At 70.3% G+C, this 21,112-nt stretch carries 22 protein-coding genes; 7 read left to right on the forward strand and 15 right to left on the reverse strand.

Translation table 11 applies throughout. The annotated features are described in order from the left end of the window. Positions 1-77: 77 nt before the first annotated feature. Positions 78-1,853 carry an arginine--tRNA ligase gene (argS, locus tag OG972_RS23445; protein WP_266984486.1) on the reverse strand — a complete coding sequence of 592 codons (1,776 nt, stop codon included), beginning with the start codon at positions 1,851-1,853 and terminating at the stop codon, positions 78-80. A gap of 134 nt (positions 1,854-1,987) precedes the next feature. On the opposite strand from argS, the gene lysS reads away from it, so the two are divergent. Further along, positions 1,988-3,748 (forward strand): lysine--tRNA ligase, encoded by a 1,761-nt coding sequence (lysS, locus tag OG972_RS23450; protein ID WP_266984488.1) that lies wholly within the window; start codon positions 1,988-1,990, stop codon positions 3,746-3,748. Positions 3,749-3,849: 101 nt separating this feature from the next. On the opposite strand, the gene OG972_RS23455 is transcribed toward lysS, so the two are convergent. The 3 genes from OG972_RS23455 to OG972_RS23465 form a co-directional block, all read right to left on the reverse strand. Beyond that, complete coding sequence (locus OG972_RS23455; RefSeq protein ID WP_266984490.1) at positions 3,850-5,205, reverse strand: DUF2637 domain-containing protein; 1,356 nt, start codon at positions 5,203-5,205, stop codon at positions 3,850-3,852. A gap of 199 nt (positions 5,206-5,404) precedes the next feature. Next, positions 5,405-6,259 (reverse strand): DUF3558 family protein, encoded by an 855-nt coding sequence (locus tag OG972_RS23460; RefSeq protein ID WP_266984492.1) that lies wholly within the window; start codon positions 6,257-6,259, stop codon positions 5,405-5,407. Between the two features lie 142 nt (positions 6,260-6,401). After that, entirely contained in the window at positions 6,402-7,202 is an 801-nt protein-coding gene (locus tag OG972_RS23465; RefSeq protein WP_266984494.1) for a DUF3558 domain-containing protein, read from the reverse strand. Positions 7,203-7,371: 169 nt separating this feature from the next. Between OG972_RS23465 and OG972_RS23470 the strand changes: the two genes are divergently transcribed. Then, positions 7,372-8,565, forward strand: coding sequence for an RtcB family protein (locus OG972_RS23470; protein ID WP_266984496.1), 1,194 nt, complete (start codon positions 7,372-7,374; stop codon positions 8,563-8,565). Between the two features lie 79 nt (positions 8,566-8,644). Here the strand turns inward: OG972_RS23470 and OG972_RS23475 are convergent, their stop codons facing one another. Together OG972_RS23475 and OG972_RS23480 are read right to left on the reverse strand one after the other, a co-directional pair. Beyond that, positions 8,645-9,403 carry an SDR family NAD(P)-dependent oxidoreductase gene (locus OG972_RS23475; protein WP_266984498.1) on the reverse strand — a complete coding sequence of 253 codons (759 nt, stop codon included), beginning with the start codon at positions 9,401-9,403 and terminating at the stop codon, positions 8,645-8,647. A 195-nt stretch (positions 9,404-9,598) separates the two neighbouring features. Then, a complete protein-coding gene (locus OG972_RS23480) occupies positions 9,599-9,934 on the reverse strand; it encodes a YnfA family protein (RefSeq protein ID WP_266984500.1) in 336 nt (111 codons plus the stop codon). Positions 9,935-10,051: 117 nt separating this feature from the next. On the opposite strand from OG972_RS23480, the gene OG972_RS23485 reads away from it, so the two are divergent. Then, positions 10,052-10,576, forward strand: coding sequence for a hypothetical protein (locus OG972_RS23485; RefSeq protein WP_266984502.1), 525 nt, complete (start codon positions 10,052-10,054; stop codon positions 10,574-10,576). Positions 10,577-10,670: 94 nt separating this feature from the next. On the opposite strand, the gene OG972_RS23490 is transcribed toward OG972_RS23485, so the two are convergent. Beyond that, on the reverse strand, positions 10,671-12,140 hold the full coding sequence (locus OG972_RS23490) for an FAD-dependent oxidoreductase (protein WP_266984504.1): 1,470 nt from the start codon (positions 12,138-12,140) through the stop codon (positions 10,671-10,673). Positions 12,141-12,278: 138 nt separating this feature from the next. Here OG972_RS23490 and OG972_RS23495 point away from each other — a divergent pair, with 138 nt between their 5' ends. Beyond that, positions 12,279-12,854 (forward strand): TetR/AcrR family transcriptional regulator, encoded by a 576-nt coding sequence (locus OG972_RS23495; RefSeq protein ID WP_266984506.1) that lies wholly within the window; start codon positions 12,279-12,281, stop codon positions 12,852-12,854. 65 nt (positions 12,855-12,919) lie between these two features. Next, a complete protein-coding gene (locus tag OG972_RS23500; RefSeq protein WP_266984508.1) occupies positions 12,920-13,423 on the forward strand; it encodes a MarR family winged helix-turn-helix transcriptional regulator in 504 nt (167 codons plus the stop codon). 57 nt (positions 13,424-13,480) lie between these two features. Here the strand turns inward: OG972_RS23500 and OG972_RS23505 are convergent, their stop codons facing one another. The 3 genes from OG972_RS23505 to OG972_RS23515 all read right to left on the reverse strand — a co-directional run bounded on the left by OG972_RS23505 (position 13,481) and on the right by OG972_RS23515 (position 16,061). Beyond that, positions 13,481-14,230 carry a Mut7-C RNAse domain-containing protein gene (locus tag OG972_RS23505; RefSeq protein ID WP_266984510.1) on the reverse strand — a complete coding sequence of 250 codons (750 nt, stop codon included), beginning with the start codon at positions 14,228-14,230 and terminating at the stop codon, positions 13,481-13,483. Positions 14,231-14,308: 78 nt separating this feature from the next. Continuing rightward, complete coding sequence (locus OG972_RS23510) at positions 14,309-15,148, reverse strand: NAD(P)H-binding protein (RefSeq protein WP_266984512.1); 840 nt, start codon at positions 15,146-15,148, stop codon at positions 14,309-14,311. A gap of 133 nt (positions 15,149-15,281) precedes the next feature. After that, positions 15,282-16,061: a metallophosphoesterase gene (locus OG972_RS23515; RefSeq protein ID WP_266984514.1), complete on the reverse strand. Its 780-nt coding sequence runs from the start codon at positions 16,059-16,061 to the stop codon at positions 15,282-15,284. A gap of 113 nt (positions 16,062-16,174) precedes the next feature. On the opposite strand from OG972_RS23515, the gene OG972_RS23520 reads away from it, so the two are divergent. Continuing rightward, positions 16,175-16,618 (forward strand): GNAT family N-acetyltransferase, encoded by a 444-nt coding sequence (locus OG972_RS23520; protein WP_266984516.1) that lies wholly within the window; start codon positions 16,175-16,177, stop codon positions 16,616-16,618. Here the strand turns inward: OG972_RS23520 and OG972_RS23525 are convergent. Both OG972_RS23525 and OG972_RS23530 read right to left on the reverse strand, forming a co-directional pair. Beyond that, the gene (locus OG972_RS23525; RefSeq protein WP_266984518.1) at positions 16,587-17,183 is read right to left on the reverse strand and encodes a GNAT family N-acetyltransferase; all 597 of its coding nucleotides are present in this window, start codon (positions 17,181-17,183) and stop codon (positions 16,587-16,589) included. The genes OG972_RS23520 and OG972_RS23525 overlap by 32 nt on opposite strands. A gap of 29 nt (positions 17,184-17,212) precedes the next feature. Continuing rightward, complete coding sequence (locus tag OG972_RS23530) at positions 17,213-18,019, reverse strand: helix-turn-helix domain-containing protein (protein ID WP_323135891.1); 807 nt, start codon at positions 18,017-18,019, stop codon at positions 17,213-17,215. An 88-nt stretch (positions 18,020-18,107) separates the two neighbouring features. On the opposite strand from OG972_RS23530, the gene OG972_RS23535 reads away from it, so the two are divergent. After that, positions 18,108-18,680: a TIGR03086 family metal-binding protein gene (locus tag OG972_RS23535; RefSeq protein ID WP_266984520.1), complete on the forward strand. Its 573-nt coding sequence runs from the start codon at positions 18,108-18,110 to the stop codon at positions 18,678-18,680. On the opposite strand, the gene OG972_RS23540 is transcribed toward OG972_RS23535, so the two are convergent. The 3 genes from OG972_RS23540 to OG972_RS23550 form a co-directional block, all read right to left on the reverse strand. Further along, the gene (locus OG972_RS23540; protein ID WP_266984522.1) at positions 18,613-18,975 is read right to left on the reverse strand and encodes a hypothetical protein; all 363 of its coding nucleotides are present in this window, start codon (positions 18,973-18,975) and stop codon (positions 18,613-18,615) included. The two genes, OG972_RS23535 and OG972_RS23540, sit on opposite strands and share 68 nt — an antisense overlap. A gap of 121 nt (positions 18,976-19,096) precedes the next feature. Further along, entirely contained in the window at positions 19,097-20,221 is a 1,125-nt protein-coding gene (locus OG972_RS23545) for a hypothetical protein (RefSeq protein WP_266984524.1), read from the reverse strand. A gap of 134 nt (positions 20,222-20,355) precedes the next feature. Next, on the reverse strand, positions 20,356-20,937 hold the full coding sequence (locus tag OG972_RS23550) for a hypothetical protein (RefSeq protein ID WP_266984526.1): 582 nt from the start codon (positions 20,935-20,937) through the stop codon (positions 20,356-20,358). Positions 20,938-21,112 lie beyond the last annotated feature (175 nt).

Consider the following 21,112-nt stretch of genomic DNA (forward strand, 5'->3'; position numbering starts at 1 on the left):
CGGCCGCGTCACTGTCGCCCGGTGGCCGACATCGGGTCAATAGGCGATTTCAGCAGGTCACAGGGGGAGACGGGGAGTCAGAGACGCTCGGGGGTGCGGATGCCGAGCAGCGCCATGCCCTGGTGCAGGGTGCGGGCGGTCAGGTCGCAGAGGAAGAGCCGGTTCTCGACCACCTCGGCGGGGTTGTCGTCGCTCAGCACATGGCACTGGTCGTAGAACGTCGTGTAGAGCGAGGCCAGCTGGTAGAGGTACGCGGCCAGCTTGTGGGGCTCGTACGTCGACGCCACCTCGGCCAGGTTCTCGCCGAACTGGTCCAGGTGCAGACCCAGCGCCCGCTCGGCCGGAGCCAGCTGCAGCTCCGGGTGCGCGACTGGCCGGGTCTCGCCCGCCTTGCGGAGGATGGACTTGATACGGGCGTACGCGTACTGGAGGTACACGGACGTGTCGCCGTTCAGCGACACCATCTGGTCCAGGTCGAACTTGTAGTCCCGGACGGCGGACGTGGAGAGGTCGGCGTACTTCACCGCGCCGATACCGACGTACTCGCCGTTCTCGACGATCTCCTGCTCGGTCAGGCCGACCTTCTCGGCCTTCTCGCGCACGACGGCCGTCGCCCGCTCGATCGCCTCGTCGAGCAGGTCGACCAGCCGGACCGTCTCGCCCTCACGGGTCTTGAACGGCTTGCCGTCCTTGCCGAGGACCGTGCCGAACGCCAACTGGTGCGCCTTCACGTCCTCGTTCAGCCAGCCTGCCCGGCGGGCCGTCTCGAAGACCATCTTGAAGTGGAGCGACTGCCGCGCGTCCACGACGTACAGCAGGGTGCTCGCCTTGAGGTTCTGGACCCGGTCACGGATCGCGGAGAGGTCGGTCGCCGCGTAGCCGTAGCCGCCGTTCGTCTTCTTGACGATCAGCGGGACCGGGTTGCCGTCCGGGCCCTTCACGTCGTCGAAGAAGACGCACAGCGCACCTTCGGAGCGGACGGCGACGCCCGTCTCCTCCAGGATCCGGCAGGTCTCTTCGAGCATGTCGTTGTAGCCGGACTCGCCGACGATGTCGGGGTCGCGGATCTCCATGTCGAGCTTGTTGAAGACCGAGTAGAAGTAGATCTTCGACTCGTCGACGAACCGCTGCCAGAGCGTGACCGTCTCCTCGTCACCGGCCTGGAGCGCCACCACCCGGTCCCGGGAGCGGGCCTTGAACCCCTCGTCGGAGTCGAAGAGCGCCCGCGACGCCTTGTAGAGCCGGTTCAGCGAAGACATGGCGGCCTCGCCGTCCTGCTCCTCGCCGCCCCGGTGGTCGAGCTCCTGCGGGTGCTCGATCAGGTACTGGATGAGCATGCCGAACTGGGTGCCCCAGTCGCCGATGTGGTGGCGCCGGACCACGCTCTCGCCCGTGAACTCCAGGACCTCCACCATCGCGGCACCGATCACCGCGGAGCGGAGGTGCCCGACGTGCATCTCCTTGGCCACGTTCGGCTGCGCGTAGTCGACCACCGTCGTGCCCGCGTTCTGCGCGTACGGCACGCCGAGCCGGCCCGCGTCGTCCGCGGCGCGCGCGGCGAGGGTCTCGATGATGGCCTTGTCGCTGAGCGTGATGTTCAGGAAGCCGGGGCCGGAGACCTCGATCTCCTTGATCAGGTCGCCGGCCGGGATCGCGGCCGTCACCTGGGACGCCAGCTCGCGCGGGTTGCCCTTCAGCTTCTTGGCGAGGGCCAGGATTCCGTTGGCCTGGAAGTCGGCCCGGTCGCTTCGGCGCAGCAGCGGGTCCGCGGTGCCGGCATCCGGCAGTGCTGCCGTCAGGGCGTCCGCGAGCTGCTGCTGGAGCGTGGAAGCGAGGGAATTGACCGAGGCCATGGGACGGCTGCCGTTTCCGTAGGGGTACAAGGGATCACGCCCAGTATCCCACGCACTGTAAAGCCGTTTTCGCGCTGCCGGTGGGACCTGGGAGAATGGACGGTGCCCCTACGAGCCCTACCAGAGAGAAGGACGTGCCGACCGTGGCTCAGAGTCAGAGCAGCACCGAGACCGACTGGGTCTCCCGTTTCGCGGACGATGTCATCGCCGAATCGGAGCGTCGTGCGCCTGGCAAACCGGTCGTCGTCGCGTCCGGTCTTTCGCCGTCGGGCCCGATCCACCTCGGCAACCTCCGCGAGGTCATGACCCCGCACCTGGTCGCGGACGAGATCCGCCGCCGCGGGCACCAGGTCCGGCACCTCATCTCGTGGGACGACTACGACCGCTACCGGAAGGTCCCGGCGGGCGTCCCCGGTGTCGACGAGTCGTGGGCCGAGCACATCGGCAAGCCGCTGACGTCCGTGCCCGCCCCGGCCGGGTCCGCGTACCCGAACTGGGCGGAGCACTTCAAGGCCGCCATGACGGCCGCGCTGGACGAACTGGGTGTCGAGTACGACGGCATCAGCCAGACCGAGCAGTACACGATGGGGGCCTATCGCGAGCAGATCCTGCACGCCATGAGGCACCGCGCCGACATCGACGGCGTCCTCGATCGATACCGCACGAAGAAGGACCCGGCGGCCGCGGGCAAGGGCAAGAAGCCGCAGCAGCAGAAGAAGGTCGACGAGGCCGAGCTGGAGGCCGAGGCGGGCTCCGGCGCGGCGAGCGAGGACGACGGCAGCGGTGGCTCCGCCGGCTACTTCCCGTACAAGCCCTACTGCGGCAACTGCGAGAAGGACCTCACGACCGTCACGTCGTACGACGACGAGACGACCGAGCTGAACTACACGTGCACCGCCTGCGGCTTCGCCGAGACCGTCCGGCTCAACGAGTTCAACCGCGGCAAGCTGGTCTGGAAGGTCGACTGGCCGATGCGCTGGGCATACGAAGGAGTGATCTTCGAGCCCAGCGGCGTGGACCACTCCTCGCCCGGTTCGTCGTTCGTCGTCGGCGGCCAGATCGTCCGCGAGGTCTTCGACGGTGTGCAGCCGATCGGCCCGATGTACGCCTTCGTCGGCATCTCCGGCATGGCGAAGATGTCCTCCAGCAAGGGTGGCGTACCGACCCCGGCCGACGCGCTGAAGATCATGGAGGCACCGCTGCTGCGCTGGCTGTACGCGCGCCGCAAGCCCAACCAGTCCTTCAAGATCGCCTTCGACCAGGAGATCCAGCGGCTGTACGACGAGTGGGACTCGCTGGCGCGCAAGGTCGCCGACGGCTCCGTGCTGCCCGCCGACGCCGCCGCGTACGCACGGGCCATCGGCACGGCCGCCGGTGAGCTGCCGAGCACGCCGCGCCCGCTGCCGTACCGCACCCTCGCGTCCGTCGTCGACATCACCGCCGGCCACGACGAGCAGACGCTGCGCATCCTGAGCGAGCTGGACCCGGAGAACCCGATCGGCTCGCTCGACGAGGCGCGGCCGCGGCTCGACCGCGCGGAGAACTGGATCACCAACCAGGTCCCCGCCGACGCCCGCACCATCGTCCGCGACGAGCCGGACAAGGAACTGCTCGGCTCGCTGGACGACCAGGGGCGCCGGTCGCTGCGACTGCTCCTGGACGGGCTGGAAACGCACTGGTCGCTGGACGGCCTCACGACGCTCGTCTACGGGGTGCCGAAGACCCTGGCGGGGCTGGAGCCGGACGCCAAGCCGACGCCCGAGCTGAAGGCCGCGCAGCGGTCGTTCTTCGTGTTGCTGTACCAGCTCCTGGTCGGCCGTGACACCGGTCCGCGGCTGCCCACGCTGCTGCTGGCCGTCGGCGCGGACCGGGTGCGGAAGCTGCTGGGCGCGTAGGAGTCGGTCGTACGGAGGGCCGTCACCCGGTGATGCGGGTGACGGCCCTCCGTTCTGTCGGTTCCGGTCCGTTCTCGTGCGGCGGACGGACTCGGGGGCGGCTACGCGATGTGGTTCTCGGCCATCTCGTTGTCGAAGCGCTGCTTGAAGCCTGGGAGCAGGCGCCGGAGCAGGGCCGTGCTGCGCGGGTGACTGACGCCGTGGACGTCCGAGAGCGTTATGTCGAGGACCTCGGCGCTCGGGTGGACCTGGTGCTGGTGCGTGAGGTCGGAGAACACCTCGTACGCGATGTTGCCGAACTCGATCTCCGCCTCGGCCCACTCCGCCGGATCAGCTTCCTGCTGGGGCTGCGGCTCCTCCTGGGGCAGACCCTGCGGCTGCTCCAGCTGCTCCGGCAGGGGTTCCTCGCTGCGGGGGTGAGGGACCGCGCCGATCGTGCCCACGTTGCCCAGGGGACGGGTGCGGCCGCCCGGGCCCGACGGGATCATGACCGGGGTGGGCTCCAGGCCCTCGACGTACGTGGGGTTGTACGCGCCCTCGTACGCGCCCTCCGGGACCTGCGGCGCCGCGAACCAGGGGCTCTCGTGGGCGCCGGGGCCCTCCGGGGGCCACTCCTCGGCGGCCGGGTCGGAGGGGTGGGCGTACTGCCGTGTCTGCTGCGGGTGCTGCCGGGGCTCGGCGTACTGCTGCTGTTGTTGGGCGGCGTACGGCAGCTCGGGCTGAGGGTGCACCGATTCGGCGGCTGCCGGAGCCGGCGGCAGCAGGGCCGGCTCGATGCCGGCTGCGGCCAGCCCGGCCGGACCGGTGTCGGCCAGCGGGACGCCGAACTTCGCCAGCCGCAGCGGCATCAGGGACTCGACCGGCGCCTTGCGGCGCCAGTTGCGGCCGAAGCGGGCCTGGAGCCGCGCCTGGTAGATCAGCCGGTCCTGTTCGAGCTTGATGACCTGCTCGTACGAACGCAGCTCCCACAGCTTCATCCGGCGCCACAGCTTGAAGGTCGGGACCGGGGAGAGCAGCCAGCGGGTGAGACGGACACCCTCCATGTGCTTGTCGGCCGTGAGGTCGGCGATCCGGCCGACCGCGTGCCGGGCGGCCTCGACGGCGACCACGAACAGCACCGGGATCACCGCGTGCATGCCGACGCCCAGCGGATCCGGCCAGGCCGCGGCGCCGTTGAAGGCGATCGTCGCGGCGGTCAGCAGCCAGGCCGTCTGGCGCAGCAGCGGGAACGGGATCCGCATCCAGGTCAGCAGCAGGTCCAGCGCCAGCAGCACACAGATGCCCGCGTCGATGCCGATCGGGAAGACCAGGGAGAAGTTCCCGAAGCCCTTCTGTTCTGCGAGCGCGCGCACCGCGGCGTACGAGCCCGCGAAGCCGATCGCGGCAATGACTGCCGCGCCGGCGACGACGATCCCGATGAGTATCCGGTGCGTGCGTGTCAGCTGCATCGCGGCCACCCGCGATCCCCTCCCTGCGTTCCCGACTTCGACTTCTGGCGGGCACAGCCTGGCACATGCGCGTGGGGTGCGGTGCTCGGGGAGGGGCGAAGCCCGGCTCTCGGGGGAGGGCCGGGCTTCGTAAGACTGCTTCTGCGCAGGGTTGTTCGGGTACCTGCCGTGGGCCTTGCGGGAATGCCCGGCGGGCGGTGGTGCGGTCTTACGACGTGGACGCCGCGGACTTCGTCGACTTGGGGGAGCCCGCCGACTGTGTCGACTTCGGGGACGAGCCGGACTTCGCGGACGCCGCGGACTTCGTCGCCGTCGGAGACTTCGATGTGCCCGCGGACGGGCTCGACTTCTTCCCGTTGGCATCGGCGACCGCCGCGACGGCCTCCTTGGCGGCCTTCTCGGCGCCCTTCAGGATGTCGTCGCCGGACGGCGTCTTCGCGCCCGCGTAACCCGCGCCGTTGTAGGTCAGGGTGACGACGACGTTCCCCGTACGGGCCACGACCGTCGCGTACTTGAAGTCCTCTTTCGTCTTGGTGAGGTCGTACGTGACCGTGGTGGCCTGGTCGCCGATACCGCTGACGGGGGCTTCGACGACCTTCTTGGCGCCCTCGGTCGCCTTGCTCTTGGCGACCTGGTTCGCGAGGTCCTCCTGGGCGCGCTTGGCGCCGCTGCCGAGCGCCTGGTCCGATTCGAAGCGGGTGAAGCCGACGTCGAGCCAGCGGTACTGCGAGCCCTTGACGCCGTTGTCGTCGAGGCCGTTCCAGGAACAGCCGGCGCGCGCCCCGGTGTCGCTGGACCGGGCCGGCGTACCGGCCTTGCTCTTGGCCTTGGGCACCAGCGAGGTGATCGTCTTTGCGGAGATCGCGTCGCACGGGTCGGGCAGCTCGGCGAACTTCGCCGGCTCTACCGTCGCCTCCGTCTTCTGCGCGCTCGGAGCGGAGGCCGAGGACGAGCCCGACTCCTTCTTGCTGTCGGAGTCCGACGAGCAGCCGGCGACGACGAGCATCACCGGGACGGCGGCGCAGGCGAGTATGCGGGTGAGTCGCGGGGCTGATCGGTGCATGGTTCCTTCACTCGGGTGGCGCGACGGGCGGGTGGCATGGTGCTCGGGCGGGTGTTCCGGAGGGCCACGGTACGACGGACGGCGGACGGATGCCGCCTCCGCCGACCGGCGCGGGTGCGGTTCGGTGGCGCCCCGCGGCGGGCTATTCGCTGAACTTGTCGACCAGCTTCCGGGCCAGCGCCTGGGCCTTCTCCTGCAGTTCCTTGCTGTCCGGGACCTGGCTCGCGAGGGCGGGCTGCTCGGAGTACCGGACGGTCACGATGACGTTCGATGTGCGGAATACCACGCTCACCGCGCGGTGTTGTGCGCTGGATCCTGCCCGAGTGAGCAGATCGTCCAGAAATGCGGCATCTCCCAGGCCGTCGAGCGTGCGCGGACGGAGGTCCTCGGAGCCCGCGCCCGCGTCGCCGTCGGTGCCCTGTGCAGAGCCGGAGGGGGAGTCCGACGGCGAGTCCGACGGGAAGTCCGACGGCGAGGCCGTCACCTTCTCCGCGTCGTCGGGGGTGAAGGTGCCGGACGGCAGGTGGGCCGCGGTCTCCTTCTTCCCGTACACCTCGCGGGCACGGTCCTCGTCGCTCACCGAGGTGTCGTACGAGACGACGCGCTCGAAGTCGAGCACGACGGAGCGGGACGAGGCCGCGGCCTCCGACTTCCACTGGCAGCCGACCCTGCGGTCGGTGTCATAGGTGACGGCGGCCGTGCCCCTGTACGCCTTCTCCTGCTGGTTCTCCGGCAGTTCGGCGATGCCCGGGAGCAGGTCCTCCAGCGTGGATCGCGCGATGGAGCGACAGGGCTCGGGAAGCGTGCGGTACTTGCCCGACGGGGCGGCGGCGATGCTCGGGCTGCCGGGTTTGTTGTCGGCGGCGGGGCCTTCGGTACCGGTGCCACCGGTGCAGCCGGCCGTCAGCACTGCGAGGAGTGCGACGCCGGGTACGTACGCCATTCGTCGCACGGTCCGGGCTCCCTTCGAGCGAAAAGAAGTTGCCGCTCGATGGCGGCCGGTGGACACAATGTGTATCGCACGCGCCGCTGTGATTGCCGGTCGGCCGACTCTTTTGCCGACCTTGGCACCGGTTTTGCGCTTTCAGACTTTTCGGGGGAATCGAGGAGCTATGTCGTACGTAGAGGTGCCGGGGGCGAAGGTTCCCATCCGCATGTGGGCCGACCCGGCTTCGGTCGAGGACGGCGCGATGCAGCAGCTGCAGAACGTTGCCACGCTGCCCTGGATCAAGGGGCTGGCCGTCATGCCCGACGTGCATTACGGCAAGGGTGCGACCGTCGGTTCGGTGATCGCGATGAGTGGTGCGGTCTGTCCGGCGGCGGTGGGAGTGGACATCGGGTGCGGCATGTCCGCGGTGAAGACCTCCCTGACGGCCAATGACCTTCCGGGCGACCTGTCGCGGCTTCGGTCGAAGATCGAGCAGGCCATTCCGGTGGGCCGGGGCATGCATGACGACGTCGTGGACCCCGGCCGGCTGCACGGCTTCCCGACCGCGGGCTGGGACGACTTCTGGGGACGGTTCGACGGGATTGCGGATGCGGTCAAATTCCGTCATGAGCGTGCCACCAAGCAGATGGGAACGCTTGGATCCGGAAACCACTTCATCGAGTTCTGCCTCGACGAGTCGGGTTCGGTGTGGCTGATGCTGCACTCCGGGTCCCGGAACATCGGCAAGGAACTCGCCGAGTACCACATCGGGGTGGCGCAGAAGCTGACGCACAACCAGGGTCTGATCGACCGTGACCTGGCGGTCTTCATCGCGGACACCCCGCAGATGGCGGCTTACCGGAACGACCTGTTCTGGGCCCAGGAGTACGCGAAGCGCAACCGCGCGATCATGATGGGGCTCTTCCAGGACGTCGTCCGCAAGGAGTTCAAGAAGGCCCGGGTCACCTTCGAACCGGTCATCTCCTGCCACCACAACTATGTGTCGGAGGAGCGGTACGAGGGCATGGACCTGCTGGTCACCCGCAAGGGGGCGATCCGTGCCGGCTCGGGTGACTTCGGCATCATCCCGGGGTCGATGGGCACCGGCTCGTACATCGTGAAGGGGCTCGGGAACGCGAAGTCGTTCAACTCGGCCTCGCACGGTGCCGGCCGGAAGATGAGCCGCAACGCGGCCAAGCGGCGCTTCTCGACGCGGGACCTGGAGGAGCAGACGCGGGGCGTGGAGTGCCGGAAGGACTCCGGCGTCGTGGACGAGATCCCGGGTGCCTACAAGCCGATCGAGCAGGTCATCGAGCGGCAGCGGGACCTGGTGGAGGTCGTCGCGAAGCTGAAGCAGGTGGTGTGTGTGAAGGGCTGAGTGCCCTTGGCGCCGCTACGAAGACGAGCCCCGGACCCTGTGGTGGTGGTCCGGGGCTCTTCCGTGCGGGCCGATGGCTTCAGAGCGTGCGGTGGACCTTGGAGTTGGACGCCTGAGCGCGGGGGCGGACCACCAGGAGGTCGATGTTGACGTGGCTGGGGCGGGTGACGGCCCAGGTGATCGTGTCGGCCACGTCGTCGGCGGTGAGGGGGGCATCGACGCCGGCGTAGACCTTGGCGGCCTTCTCGGTGTCGCCGCGGAAGCGGGTGGTGGCGAATTCCTCCGTCTTGACCATGCCGGGGGCGACCTCGATGACGCGGACCGGGGTGCCGACGATCTCCAGGCGGAGGGTCTCGGCGAGGACGTGTTCGCCGTGCTTGGCGGCTACGTAGCCACCGCCGCCCTCGTACGTGGACAGGCCCGCCGTCGAGGAGAGGATCACGATCGTGCCGTCGCCGCCCGCAGTGAGGGCGGGGAGGAGGGCCTGGGTGACGTTGAGCGTGCCGATGACGTTCGTCTCGTACATCTGGCGCCAGTCGGCCGGGTCGCCGGTGGCGACGGGGTCCGCGCCGAGCGCGCCGCCCGCGTTGTTGACGAGGACGGCGAGGGAGCGGAAGGCGGTGGCGAAAGCGTCGACCGCCTCGCGGTCCGTGACGTCCAGGGCGTATGCCGTGGCCTCGTGGCCCGCCTCGTTGATCTCGGCGGTGAGCGCCTCGATGCGGTCTTTGCGGCGGGCGGTCAGGACGACGCGGTAGCCGGCGGCGGCCAGCTGCCGGGCGGTCGCGGCACCGATGCCGCTGCTCGCTCCGGTGATGACGGCGATGGGGGTGGCGGCCATGCGGACTCGACTCCTCGGACAGCTGATCGGTACGGGGCCAGGATAGGCAGGCGGCGCGAGGTTCCGTTCGGCGGCCGCGTTTCCCGAGGCGGCCGGGGCGGGGAGAGCGGCGCCGCCGCAGTCCGGCGGGTGTCGGCGTGGCCGGCGGTCGGTCGGTGGTGGGTGTCGGCGACGTGGCCGGTGGGGTGTTGATTCTCAGTGGTTGCGGGGGGCGTACATGATCACGGCCATGCCGGCCAGGCAGATCAGCGCGCCGATGACGTCCCAGCGGTCGGGGCGGTAGCCGTCGGCGACCATGCCCCAGGCGAGTGAGCCCGCGACGAAGACGCCGCCGTACGCGGCGAGGATGCGGCCGAACTCACCGTCCGGCTGCAGCGTGGCGACGAAGCCGTACGCCCCCAGGGCGATGACTCCGGCGCCGATCCAGATCCAGCCCCGGTGTTCCCGCACGCCCTGCCAGACGAGCCAGGCACCGCCGATCTCGAAGAGTGCGGCAACGGCGAAGAGTGCGACAGAGCGGGCGACGACCATGGGTGCAGCGTTTCATGGGGGTCGGGTGGGTTCGGATGGGTGGGGCAAGCGGGTGGAGTGGAGCGGGGAATCGGTGTGTAAATACGGATAATTCGGGGTGATCGGTATCTTCGGGGCATGGTAGTCACGCGTAAGGCTCGGCTGGCGGTTTCCGCCGCGGCGGCGATGGCGGCAACGGTGTCGACAGGGGCATGGGGGGCTGGACAGGCGGTCGCGACGGGGCCCGTGCCCGTGCCGGCGGACCGGCGGGTGGCGCGGGAGGCGGACGTCTCGCACCACGGGCATGTCTCGCTGTGGGGCAGGGGGCTCGGGGTCTGGCTGCACAGCGAGAACCACGGTCCGTCGAGTCCGGCGAGCGTGACCGTACGGTTCCGTTTCTCGGTGCCCCTCAGCGGTCGGCAGGAGATGCCGGTCGAGTGTCTGCAGGCGAGCGCCCGAACCGTGCTGTGCCGGACGGGTCCGCTACGGGCGGACGAGTGGGCGGGCCGCCAGCTCGCGCTCGAGCTGCAGCTGGCGAGGCGGCCGAACGAGGTGGTCGTACGGATCGACACCGTCTGGAACGGTGGTGCGACCGACCGGAACCCCGACAACAACCGGCATGAGGTGCTGGTGCCCGCCACCGGTGACGAGTACGTCTTCTGACCACTGGTGGTGCGAGCGGCCGGTGCGGTGGTGGCCGCGGGCGCGGCGGGCGCCGTGGACGCGCGAGGTGCACGGTGCCCGGGTCGATCGGTGGTCATCGGGTGAGAGCGGCCTGCAGCGCCGCCGGGTCGGACCGGTCGCTCGCCCAGGCGACATAGCCGTCGGGGCGGACGAGCAGCGTGGTCGCGCGGTTGCTCGTCCAGTGGGCGTGGACCAGCGGCGTCCGGGACGTCGGTGTGGGGGCGTCGGCGGGAGTCACGAGGACGAACGCGCCGTCGCGCAGCAGCTCCTGGAGGCGGCCCTCCGCCAGTCCCAGGTCCGGGGCCCGCTTGCCGGTGAGGGGATGGGAGCCACGCGGCGCCGGGTACGCGATGCCTATGCCGGAGATCAGGCCCATGGCCTTGTCCCCGGCCGGCCGGACCCTGGCCAGGAGGCCGGCGACGGTCGCGCGAACCGCTCGCTGCGGCAGGGTGCGGGCCATGGCGAGACGGACCATCGCACCGCTGCTGTGCAGCACCTTGGTGCCGACCGGGTGCCGCTCGGCGTGGTAGCTGTCGAGGAGCGCCTCCGGGGCCCGCGACTCTCCCCGCAGGACGGCGGCGAGCTTCCAGGAGAGGTTGGCGGCGTCCTGCAGCCCGGTGTTCATGCCCTGCCCGCCCGCGGGGGAATGGACGTGGGCGGCGTCTCCGGCGAGGAAGACCCGGCCCACGCGGTAGGTGGGCACCTGGCGCTCATCGCTGTGGAATCGCGAGATCCAGCGGGCGTCGTGCATGCCGTGGTCGCTGCCGAGGGCCAGCCGGGCGATCTCGCGCAGTTCGTCCAGCTCCACGGGGTCGCTGTCGGCGGCCTGGTGCTTGCGGTCCCAGCCCATGACCCGGTACCAGCCGTCGCCGAAGGGGGCGATGAACGCGAAGGCATCCCCCACGCCGTTGACCGTGAGGAGGCCGGTGGGCGCTTCGGTGAGCCGGACATCGGCGAGGACGATGGAGCGGATCACGGACTTGCCGGGGAACGGGAGCCCGAGCGCCTCGCGCACGGCGCTGCGCACCCCGTCGGTGCCCACGGCGTAGCGGGCCGAGAGCGTGCTCCGCGTCCCGTCGGCACTCTCCACCTCGGCAGTGACCGCGTCGGCGGACTGGTGCAGGTCCGTCAGCCTCGTGCCGTACCGGAAGTCCACGCCCGCGGACAGTGCGCGGCGCTTCAGCAGGCTTTCGACCTCGTACTGCGGGGTGATCAGCAGGAAGGGAAAGCGGGACGTGAGCCGGGACAGGTCGAGCGAGAGGCGGCCGAAGAGCCGCATCCCGGTGAGGACGGAGCCTGTCTTGACCAGCTCGTCGGCAAGGCCGCGGGTGTCGAGCGCTTCGAGAGTGCGGGCGTGGACGGCGAAGGCGCGCGTCATGTTGCTGGTGCTCTGCGGGCGGCGCTCGACGACGGTGACCGACAGGCCGCGTGCGGCGAGGTCGCCTGCGAGCAGCATGCCGGTGGGTCCCGCACCCACGACGAGTACATCGACGGTGTCGGGGGTGGAGTCGGTGTTCGTGCGGGTGCTGGGCTTGCTGGTCATGGCGGCCTCCTGAAGCCGTTTGCCAACGGTCATCCGATACCAACAATTGTTGGCCAACGGATGTGGGTCAACGCTTGTTGGTAAATGTAGAACCGGCGCCGCTGGCGTGTCAACACCTGTTGGCCTACGATTGTTGGTATGACGACGAAAGCCCCCGGAGCCCCCCGCCGCTCCGACGCGACGAAGGCCGCGATCCTCGAAGCCGCCCGTGAGCGGTTCGCCGCGGATGGCTATGAGCGCGCCACCATCCGGGCCATCGCGCGCGACGCGAACATCGACCCGTCGATGGTGATGCGCTACTACGGCAACAAGGAAGGGCTGTTCGCGGCCGCGTCCGTGATCGACCTGCGGGTGCCGGAGCTCGGGGCGCTGCCCGGAAAGCACATCGGGGCCGTGCTGGTCGCGCACTTCCTGGACCGCTGGGAGCAGGACGACGTGCTGACGGGTCTGCTCAGGGTCGGCGTCACCAATGACGCGGGGGCCGAGCGCATGCGGGCCGTCTTTGCGGAGCAGCTCGGTCCGATAGCTGCCGGTGTCTGCCCGGTCCCCGCCGAGGCCCCGCGCCGCGCGGCGCTCGTCGCGTCCCAGATCCTCGGGATGGCGCTCGCCCGCTATGTCCTGCGCGTCGCGCCCGCTGTCTCGATGCCTCGTGACGAGGTGATCGCCTGGCTCGCGCCCACCGTCCAGCGCTATCTGACCGCCGAGCAGCCGTAGTGAGTGCGGTGGTCCGGGCCCGTGAGGATGACGCAGGGGCAGTGTCTGCTTCGTACACTCTCTGCATGCCGCAGAAGCCCCCGGTCCGGCGCAGTGCTCTGCTGGCCGAGCTGTCCACCGAGTCGCGCCGCTACATGGCCGCGTACGCCCTCTTCAATCAGGCCGTCGCCGACCATCTGCGGATCCACCCCACCGATCTGCAGTGCCTCAACCTGCTCAGCCTCGAAGCGGAACCCGTCACCACGGGACGTATCGCGGAGCTGACGGGGCTCACCACCGGGTCGGCGACCCGGCTCGTCGACCGGCTGGAACGGGCCGGCTATGTGACGCGCGAGCGCGACACGGCGGACCGGCGGCGGGTGCTCGTCGCGACCGTGCCGGAGCGGATGGCGGAGTTCGGCGCTGTCTGGGAGAGGCTGAGTCGGGACTGGGCGGCGATGTTCGAGGCGTACGACGACGACGAGGTGGCACTCCTCATCGCTCATATGCGGCGGACGGTCGAGCTCGGTGCGGGCCAGATCGCGCGGCTGCGGAGCGGGGAGTTCGATGCGGCGCAGGGCGGGGCGTAGGGCGATTCGTCAGGTGTGTCGTGCGGATCGTGTCCGGCCGCGCCCCGCCGGACGGCCCTACCGGACCGGGCCGGTCTGATCCCGGGCGCCGAACTCGTGCACCGCGTCGGCGACGATCGTCTCCAGGTGGGAGTGGTGGGCGCCGCGCCAGTACACCCGACCGCACTCCGTGCACTGCGCGAAGACGTCGTACGACTGCTGTGTGCCGTGCTCCAGCTGCTCCCGGACGGATTCCTTGTCCGCGTCGGTCAGCGGTCCGTTGCAGGCCGTGCACCGGGTCCACGGGGCCAGCTCCGGTGTGAACCGCTCCAGCACGTCCCGCAGCTGGTCGTCCGGACGATCGCTGTAGATGTACGCCCCCGCCCAGATCTCCCGCCGCCTCAGCAGTCCCCGGTCCCGGGAGAGAAGGACCCGCTGCTCCTTCGCCGACAGGGCGGCCAGCGCCGGGTCGCCGAGGTCCTCGCTCTCGTACGCGGCGTCGACGCCCAGCAGCCGCAGCCGCCGGGCGAGCGTGCCGAGGTGGACGTCGAGCAGGAAGCGCAGCGGCGCGCCCTCGACGCGCTGGGGTCGCGCCACCGCGCGCACCTCCACCAGTTCGCCCGCGCCCGGGATGTGCGAGACGGGGACGGGGCGGCCGTCCACGAGCAGTTGGCCGGCCTCGGTGAGCGGGACGCCGAGCGATTCCACGACATGGCCGAGCGTCGAGGCTCCGTCGGTGGTCACTGACGTGCGGCCGTTGCGGCGTTCATGGGCAACGAAGAGCCACAGTTCAGGGGCGACTTCGAGGTGGATCTCCGGTCCGTTCACGTCGTCAGCATGCCACCGGGCGGTTTGTGTGAGCCAGGGAATTCATGGGCGTGGCGCAGCAGCAGGGGGTGGGCCGGCTCAGGCGCGGAACGCGTCCGCGTGCTCCTCGGCCCAGGCGGCGAACGTACGGGCCGGGTGGCCGGTCAGCTTCTCGGTCTCGCCGGTCACCTCGGCCGGTGAACCGTCCGTGGATGCCCAGTAACTGAGCAGTCCCTCGGCGACCTCCTCGGGGACGTGCGGGACCACGGATTCCTTCCAGGCCGCCCGGCTCACGGTGTTGACCCTGACGGGGCGCCCCGAGGCCGCCGCCAGCAGGCCGATCTGTTCGGCGGCCGTGAGTGATTCGGGACCGGTCAGGTGGTACGCCGCGCCCTGCAGCCGGTGCTCGGTGAGGACCGCGAGGGCGGCCTCGGCGATGTCCGCCTCATGGATCGGGCTGGTGTGGCTGCACGGGTAGGGCAGGTCCACGGCGCCGTGACTCCGTACCGCCGCGGACCACTGGTACGCGTTGGTCGCGAAAGCGCCCGGGCGCAGGAAAGTCGTGGTGAGCGGCGAGGCGGCGAGCGCCTGCTCGACCGCGTGGTGGGAGCGGGCGATCGGGTTCTCCTGCGCGTCCGGGCCGAGTACCGAGCTGGAGGAGAGCAGCACGATGTGCCGGACTCCGGCTGCCTCCGCCCGGGTGAGGAACGAGTCGATCCCGGCCGGTTCGGCGTACAGGAAGACGGAGCCGACGCCGTCCAGCGCGGGGGCGAAGGTGGCGGGATCGGTGAGATCGCACGCCACGGCCGGTACTCCGGCTGGCGGGTCGAGCCGGGCGGGGTCACGGGAGGCGGCGCGCACGGCGTGGCCGCCGCGGTGCAGGAGCGAAACGAGTGCGGAACCGACACGGCCGCGACTTCCGGTGACGAGAGTGAGCATGACGGGTGAGCTCCTTCCGTTATTTTGTGCGTAACACATAAGCTGCGCAGCGCAGATAAATATCCATGAAGGGGGCCCGCCCGTCAAACGTTTTGGGCGGGCCCGCGGGTGACGCCGGGCTGAGCGCTGCCGGTTACGGCACGACGCGGTAGTGCGTGGTGATGCGGCCACCCGCGCCCGGGTCGCCCTCGTCCAGGACATGGAAGGCGACCCCGGGCGGCGCCTCCGGATCGATCAGCCCCTCGCCGCTCTCCCACGGCAGCCGCAGCGTCGACACGACTCCGGGTGCCACGAGCAGAGGCCGCCCGGCGAAGGTCGATGCCATCGGGGTGTGGGCGTGGCCGGTCAGGATCGCCGGGACGTTGTCGACGGGGCGCTCGGCGAGGAGTTGGGCGAACCGTGCCGCGTTGGTCAGGTTCGTCGAGTCCAGGTACGGGTGGTGGACGGCGGCCGGGGGGTGGTGGAACGCCGGAATGGCCGGGGTGTCGCCCAGCTCGTCGAGCGTGCGCGCGAGCCACTCCAGGGTCTCGTCGTCGAACCGGCCCGGGTCCTCGCCGGGGATCGTGGAGTCGCAGAGCAGCAGGGCGTAACCGGCCACGTGGTGCAGCCGGTTGATGGGCGCGGTGCCGTCGCCCGCCCCCTCTCCCTCTTCGTCGGCCAGCAGGACCTTGCGGTACGTGGACCGGTCGTCATGATTGCCGGGGCACGGGAGGGCGGGCGCGGTCAGCGCGGCCAGCAGGCGGGCCGCCTCGGCGTACTCCTCGGGTGCGCCGTGGTCCGCGATGTCGCCGGTGACCAGGACCGCGTCCGGCTGCCGGGCCAGGGAGTTGAGGTAGTTCACCACCCTGCTCGCGCGGTCCGTGGCACGGGCCGTTCCGTCGAGATGCAGATCGCTGATGTGTGCCAGCAGCATCGGGTCCCCCGTCGCTCGGTGAAGCGGTTCTCGTGGTTGATGGGCCATCGACCATGAGAATGGTTGCCGGATCCCCCTCGCAAGCCCCCCGGGGCTGCGCCTACAGTTCCCGCATGAAGATCACCGACCTCGAACCCGGCGACCCCCGGCTGGCCACGGACCTTCTTCCCGTGCTGCGCGAACTCCGTCCGCATCTGACGGAGGACCTCTTCCGCGAGGTGTACGACAAGGGGTACCCGCAGGGGCTCCGCTTCACGGCCGTACACGACGGCGACGGCGCATGCGTGGGCGCGGCCGGATGGCGGATCGTCGACAACACCAGCCAGATCCGCAAGCTGTACGTCGACGATCTGGTCACCGCCGAGCACGCCCGGTCCACCGGTGTCGGCCGCCGGCTGCTGGGGTATCTGGAGCAGCGCGCCCGGGAGGCCGGCTGCCTGGACCTGAGTCTGGACTCGGGCACCCATCGCACCGATGCCCACCGCTTCTATCTGCGGGAGCGGCTGGACATCGTCGCGTTCAGCTTCAGCAAGCCTCTGGCCCTGAATTCGGACTGAGCCCGGGGCCGGGCCCGGAACCGAGCTCCGGAGTGAGGTCCAGTCGCCAGTCGTTCGTCAGCAGCGCATGGCCGGGCGGGTACTCGAAGTTGCACTCGCCGACCAGGATGAAGCCCGCCCTGCGGCACACCGCGTTCGACGCGCCGTTGTCGACGGACGGGTAGGCGTGCAGATAGCGGTGCTTGCGTTCGGCCCGCGCCTGCTCGACGACGGCCCTGGTCGCGGCCGTGGCGATGCCCCGCCCCTGGTGGCCGGCGAGGACGGCCCATCCCGTCTCGTACACCTCCTGGCCCTGCCAGGTGCGCTCCCAGAACCCGATCGTCCCCACGGCCTCGCCCCCGCTTCCGTCGGCCAGGGTGATCCGGAACATCCTGCCCCTGCCCGTGCGGTCCGCGCTCAGCTCCACATAGCGGCCGTGGCGCACCATGAGCTGCTCCTCCGACTCGGGGCCACCCAGATGATCCATCAGTTCCGGCGCGTTGACACGGCGCAGGAGCTCCAGGTCGCCGTCCGACCAGGGCTCGATCCGTACGGGAGACGCGGATGACGGGGGAGTGTGCTCCATCCGCCAACAGTAGGGCGCGGCACTGACAATCAGCGCCCGGCGAGTGTCGCCGGCGGCACTCCGAGCGTCGTCGTGAAGTCCCTGACCAGGTGCGCCTGGTCGCTGTAACCGAGTTCCGCCGCGAGCGTGGCCCAGTCCACCTCGGGGTCGGTCTCGGCGCGTTCCAGCGCCTCGTGGATGCGGTAGCGCAGGATGACCCACTTGGGGCCGACGCCCACATAGGTGGCGAAGAGCCGCTGCAGCGACCTCGCCGACAGCCCTTCAGCGCGGGCGAGTTCGTCGACGCGGCGGATCGTGCGGTCGGTGCGGACGCGCTCGACCAGCGCCATCACGCGCTCGGCCTGCGGGTCGGGTTCCGGGACGAGCGCCCGCAGGTACGCGTCCAGTGCCGCGACCCGTGCGTCTTCCTCGGCCGGGTCCAGCACGGCCGCCACGGGCGCGGGTACGGCGAGGACCTCGTCCGCCATGAGCCGGCGGCCCGACCACCGCGACACCGGGTGGTCCGGTGCGAACGGCCGGAAGCCGCCCGGTCGGAACTTCACCCCGCAGACCCGTCCCCGGCCCTCCAGTTTCTGGCTGAAGAGCTGGAGCCCGATGCCCGCGACCTCCGCGAAGGCGGGCTCGCCGGTGCTCTCGTAGTGCTGGAAGACCAGGTTCACCGAAGGGTGCGGCACCACGTGCGAGATGTACGGCTCCGGCAGGTCCCAGTCGATCAGCCAGTAGTTCGCCACCTGCGTCCGCAGCCTGGGGGCGGGCTCGCGTCGGCGGAAGTGCACGTGCGAGAAGAGTTCGTGGGCGTCGACGATGCCCCGGTAGTCGCGTCGAGGACCTGACATGGCGGCGATCCTATGCCGCACAAAAGTTCGAGTCATCCGTGCCGCGTTTCTTCGGGAAGCGGGCGATTGCGGGATGCACGGTTGAAGTATGAAGAAGATCAGTGAATTGCTGGACGTGGCCGCGGAGCGGGCGATTCCTGTGGTGCGCGGGATCGACGACGGCCAGCTGGGCGACCCCACGCCATGCACGGAGTACGACGTGCGGGCCCTGGTCGACCACCTCTTCCAGGTGGTCGTCAACTTCCAGGCCCTGGCGGCCAGGGAGGAGCCGGACTTCGGCGCGAAGCCGACCGCGGTCACCGGCGACTGGCGCAGCCGTTTCGGCGACGAGACGGCCGAGCTGGTGGCGGCGTGGGGTGCGCCGGGTGCGGACGAGGGGACCGCGGGTTCCATGGGGTTCCCCGCCAGAACCGTCGCGCAGATGGTGCTTGGCGATCTGACCGTGCACGCGTGGGACCTGGCGCGCGCCACCGGGCAGGAATTCGTTCCGGACGAGGCCGTGGTGCGCGAACTGGGGCCCGGTGTCGCCGACATGGCGCCGAACGCGCGGAAGGCGAAGGTGTACGGCGAACCCTTTCCCGTGCCGGACAGTGCTAGCCCCTTTGAGCGGATGCTGGGTATGACCGGCCGCGACCCGGGCTGGCAGCCGCCCCGGGCGTGACCCCGGGGACGCCCGGGGCGCTCGCGGCGCCGACGGTTTCCGCCGGCGTCGGCCTCTGCTCGGCCGGTTCCGGCGCTCCCGCGGCGCCGTAGAACGCACCGAGCGTCGCGTACGCCTCGTCGACGATCTCCTTCGCCGCCTCGGCCGTCTCGCGCTCGGCGAGGCGGGCCGCCTGATGGGTGTACGGCGACGGCGGCGCCGGGTGCCGGCGCCGCCACCAGTTCTCGCACCCTGCGTAGATCCCCCCGGCGAAGACCAGCAGAGGGATGGACAGGGCCAGCAGCGTGTCACCCATGGCAGGTCTCCTCGATGTCGATGCCCCGTACACGACCACGTGGGTCATATGGGCTGCATCGGCATGTCCGGCAGGCGGGCTGAAGATCATTCTTCGGCCAATGAATGGCCTGATGTGGGCGTCAACCGGACACCCTCCGGTTGTCCGGAGTCCATACGTGCAGGGCATCCCCGTCCCTGGACACCGTGTACCAGGTGCCGTCGCCGAGCGCCGTGGGCGTGCCGCAGACCCGGAAGGGGTACGCGATCTGCCCAACCGGCCGCATTCCCGCCGTCTCCAGCAGCCAGTGCCGGACCGGGCCGAACTCCCCCTCCTGGTCCGTACTGGTGATCGCGGTCTCCCGGTCCAGGAAGCCGCACTCGTAGTCCCACATCACCTCGTCGGCCTCACAGTCGTCCGGATCCGCGTCGGGATGACGGGGCACGGCGTCCTCCGTATGCAGTTCGGCCACCACCTCGCCGTCCGCGACCCGGTGCAGGGCGAGCGAGTCCAGGTCGTGGGCCACGGTCAGGAAGTACTCACCGGTGGGGCTCACCGACGTCAGGATCCGCTCCTGCTCGCCGAACTGCTCCACGGAGAGCTCCACCCCGTCCCACCGCCCCCACAGCAGCGGTGCCCCGTCCTGGCCCTCGCCGACGCTCAGCCCCATCTGTGCCGGATCCGGGTGCGGTACGTGCTCCGAGCCCGCGGCCACGGTCTCCGCGTCCGCCCGGCCCAGCACCCGCCCGTCGGCGGCATCGATGACCAGCCACTCGTCGAGCGCCTCCGGATCCGGGCCGGCCGAGGCGACGGGGCCGCGGACATGGGCCCACACGAGCGACCCGTCCGCCGAGAACACTGCCGAGCCGCTGTCCGCGTACAGGTGCGCCTTGTCGTCCGCATACTCCTCGTACGACTCGTGCAGGACGCGGCAGCCGCCCTCCCAGCAGCCGTGCCGCACCTCCCAGCGCACCACGCCCGCCGGATCGACGGCGCGCACCGCATGCACCCCCGAGAAGACCGCGAGATCCCCGCCCGGCGCCACCGTGAACGTACCGAAACGGCGCGGCCACGGCGCCGGGAAGCGGGTCCGCGGGACGGACCCGGCGTCCAGCCCGACGGCGACCGCCTCGGCATCGCCCCGCTGTATCAGCAGACGCCGGTCCGGCCACCGCAGAACGGACGGGGCGTACGCGGCGTCGCGCTCCCGGTCCAGGGGCGCGGTGAAGGTGGCGACAAGACGCGCGGTTACGGCGCTGGTGATCATGGTTCCCCTCCCGAACGTGCAGCCTGCGGCGTGCACCAGAACAGGGGAGAACCGTAGAGCCCATGGGTGACGGCCGGGCTACGGGGTGGGGTCGGGACCGGCTCGGGGCGGTCGGGATGTGCGGGAACGCCGGCTCAGGGCCAGACCAGGCAGTACGCCTGATGCCCCGCGTCATGCAGACGATGGCTGAAATCCTGCCACTCGTGCAGCAGTTGGTAGACGTTGAACGCGTCGCGCGGGCCGCCGCGGTCCGGGACCGTGGACCAGATGAAGGCTGCGGCGCCGACCGACTCCTCGCCGACGCCGCGCAGCGGGTCGACGACCGTCATGGGGAGTTTGACCACGGCGTAGTCCGGGTGCAGGACGACCAGTTCCAGCGGGGGGACCTTGTGCAGGGGTATGCCCTGGATGCCGGTGAGGACCATGGCCGCCACCGTCTCCGGTTTGATCTTGGTGAACATGCCGCCCATGCCCAGCTCGTCGCCACCGAGCTCCTCGGGGCGCATGGAAATGGGCACCCGCGCGGCCGTGGCCCCGTCGGGGGCCCCGAAATATTTGTAGGTCACCCCCACCCGGCCACCACTCCCGCTTCCGGACTGCGCACTGCCGGCCTGAATGCCCTGCCGACGCTCGGCCTCACGCCGGTGCCGACCTCGGCGGGCAGGCTCGGGCCCCAGGTCGTCGGTCCCTTCGCCCACTTCGCCACCGCGATGCATATCTCATCCATCCGACTACTACTTAGGAGACACAGCCTCCGCCGCGCAAACCGATCATCGTGCCAGTGACCTCCCCCACGGGCGTGGTGTGAAACACCTGTCCGCAAGACCGCCGGAGGCTCTGACACCATGGCTTGTGTGAGCTTTCCCTTTGACGCCCCAGTTTTGCAGACGA

This window comes from Streptomyces sp. NBC_01669, assembly GCF_026339735.1.
Classification (GTDB): domain Bacteria; phylum Actinomycetota; class Actinomycetes; order Streptomycetales; family Streptomycetaceae; genus Streptomyces; species Streptomyces yanii.

Coding starts and splice junctions, on each gene's coding strand:
- argS (WP_266984486.1), bottom strand. CDS start 1,853: ATGGCCTCGGTCAATTCCCTCGCTTCCACGCTCCAGCAGCAGCTCGCG.
- OG972_RS23460 (WP_266984492.1), bottom strand. CDS start 6,259: ATGCACCGATCAGCCCCGCGACTCACCCGCATACTCGCCTGCGCCGCC.
- OG972_RS23465 (WP_266984494.1), bottom strand. CDS start 7,202: ATGGCGTACGTACCCGGCGTCGCACTCCTCGCAGTGCTGACGGCCGGC.
- OG972_RS23470 (WP_266984496.1), top strand. CDS start 7,372: ATGTCGTACGTAGAGGTGCCGGGGGCGAAGGTTCCCATCCGCATGTGG.
- OG972_RS23475 (WP_266984498.1), bottom strand. CDS start 9,403: ATGGCCGCCACCCCCATCGCCGTCATCACCGGAGCGAGCAGCGGCATC.
- OG972_RS23480 (WP_266984500.1), bottom strand. CDS start 9,934: ATGGTCGTCGCCCGCTCTGTCGCACTCTTCGCCGTTGCCGCACTCTTC.
- OG972_RS23485 (WP_266984502.1), top strand. CDS start 10,052: ATGGTAGTCACGCGTAAGGCTCGGCTGGCGGTTTCCGCCGCGGCGGCG.
- OG972_RS23490 (WP_266984504.1), bottom strand. CDS start 12,140: ATGACCAGCAAGCCCAGCACCCGCACGAACACCGACTCCACCCCCGAC.
- OG972_RS23495 (WP_266984506.1), top strand. CDS start 12,279: ATGACGACGAAAGCCCCCGGAGCCCCCCGCCGCTCCGACGCGACGAAG.
- OG972_RS23500 (WP_266984508.1), top strand. CDS start 12,920: ATGCCGCAGAAGCCCCCGGTCCGGCGCAGTGCTCTGCTGGCCGAGCTG.
- OG972_RS23510 (WP_266984512.1), bottom strand. CDS start 15,148: ATGCTCACTCTCGTCACCGGAAGTCGCGGCCGTGTCGGTTCCGCACTC.
- OG972_RS23515 (WP_266984514.1), bottom strand. CDS start 16,061: ATGCTGCTGGCACACATCAGCGATCTGCATCTCGACGGAACGGCCCGT.
- OG972_RS23520 (WP_266984516.1), top strand. CDS start 16,175: ATGAAGATCACCGACCTCGAACCCGGCGACCCCCGGCTGGCCACGGAC.
- OG972_RS23525 (WP_266984518.1), bottom strand. CDS start 17,183: ATGGAGCACACTCCCCCGTCATCCGCGTCTCCCGTACGGATCGAGCCC.
- OG972_RS23530 (WP_323135891.1), bottom strand. CDS start 18,019: ATGTCAGGTCCTCGACGCGACTACCGGGGCATCGTCGACGCCCACGAA.
- OG972_RS23535 (WP_266984520.1), top strand. CDS start 18,108: ATGAAGAAGATCAGTGAATTGCTGGACGTGGCCGCGGAGCGGGCGATT.
- OG972_RS23540 (WP_266984522.1), bottom strand. CDS start 18,975: ATGGGTGACACGCTGCTGGCCCTGTCCATCCCTCTGCTGGTCTTCGCC.
- OG972_RS23545 (WP_266984524.1), bottom strand. CDS start 20,221: ATGATCACCAGCGCCGTAACCGCGCGTCTTGTCGCCACCTTCACCGCG.
- OG972_RS23550 (WP_266984526.1), bottom strand. CDS start 20,937: ATGCATCGCGGTGGCGAAGTGGGCGAAGGGACCGACGACCTGGGGCCC.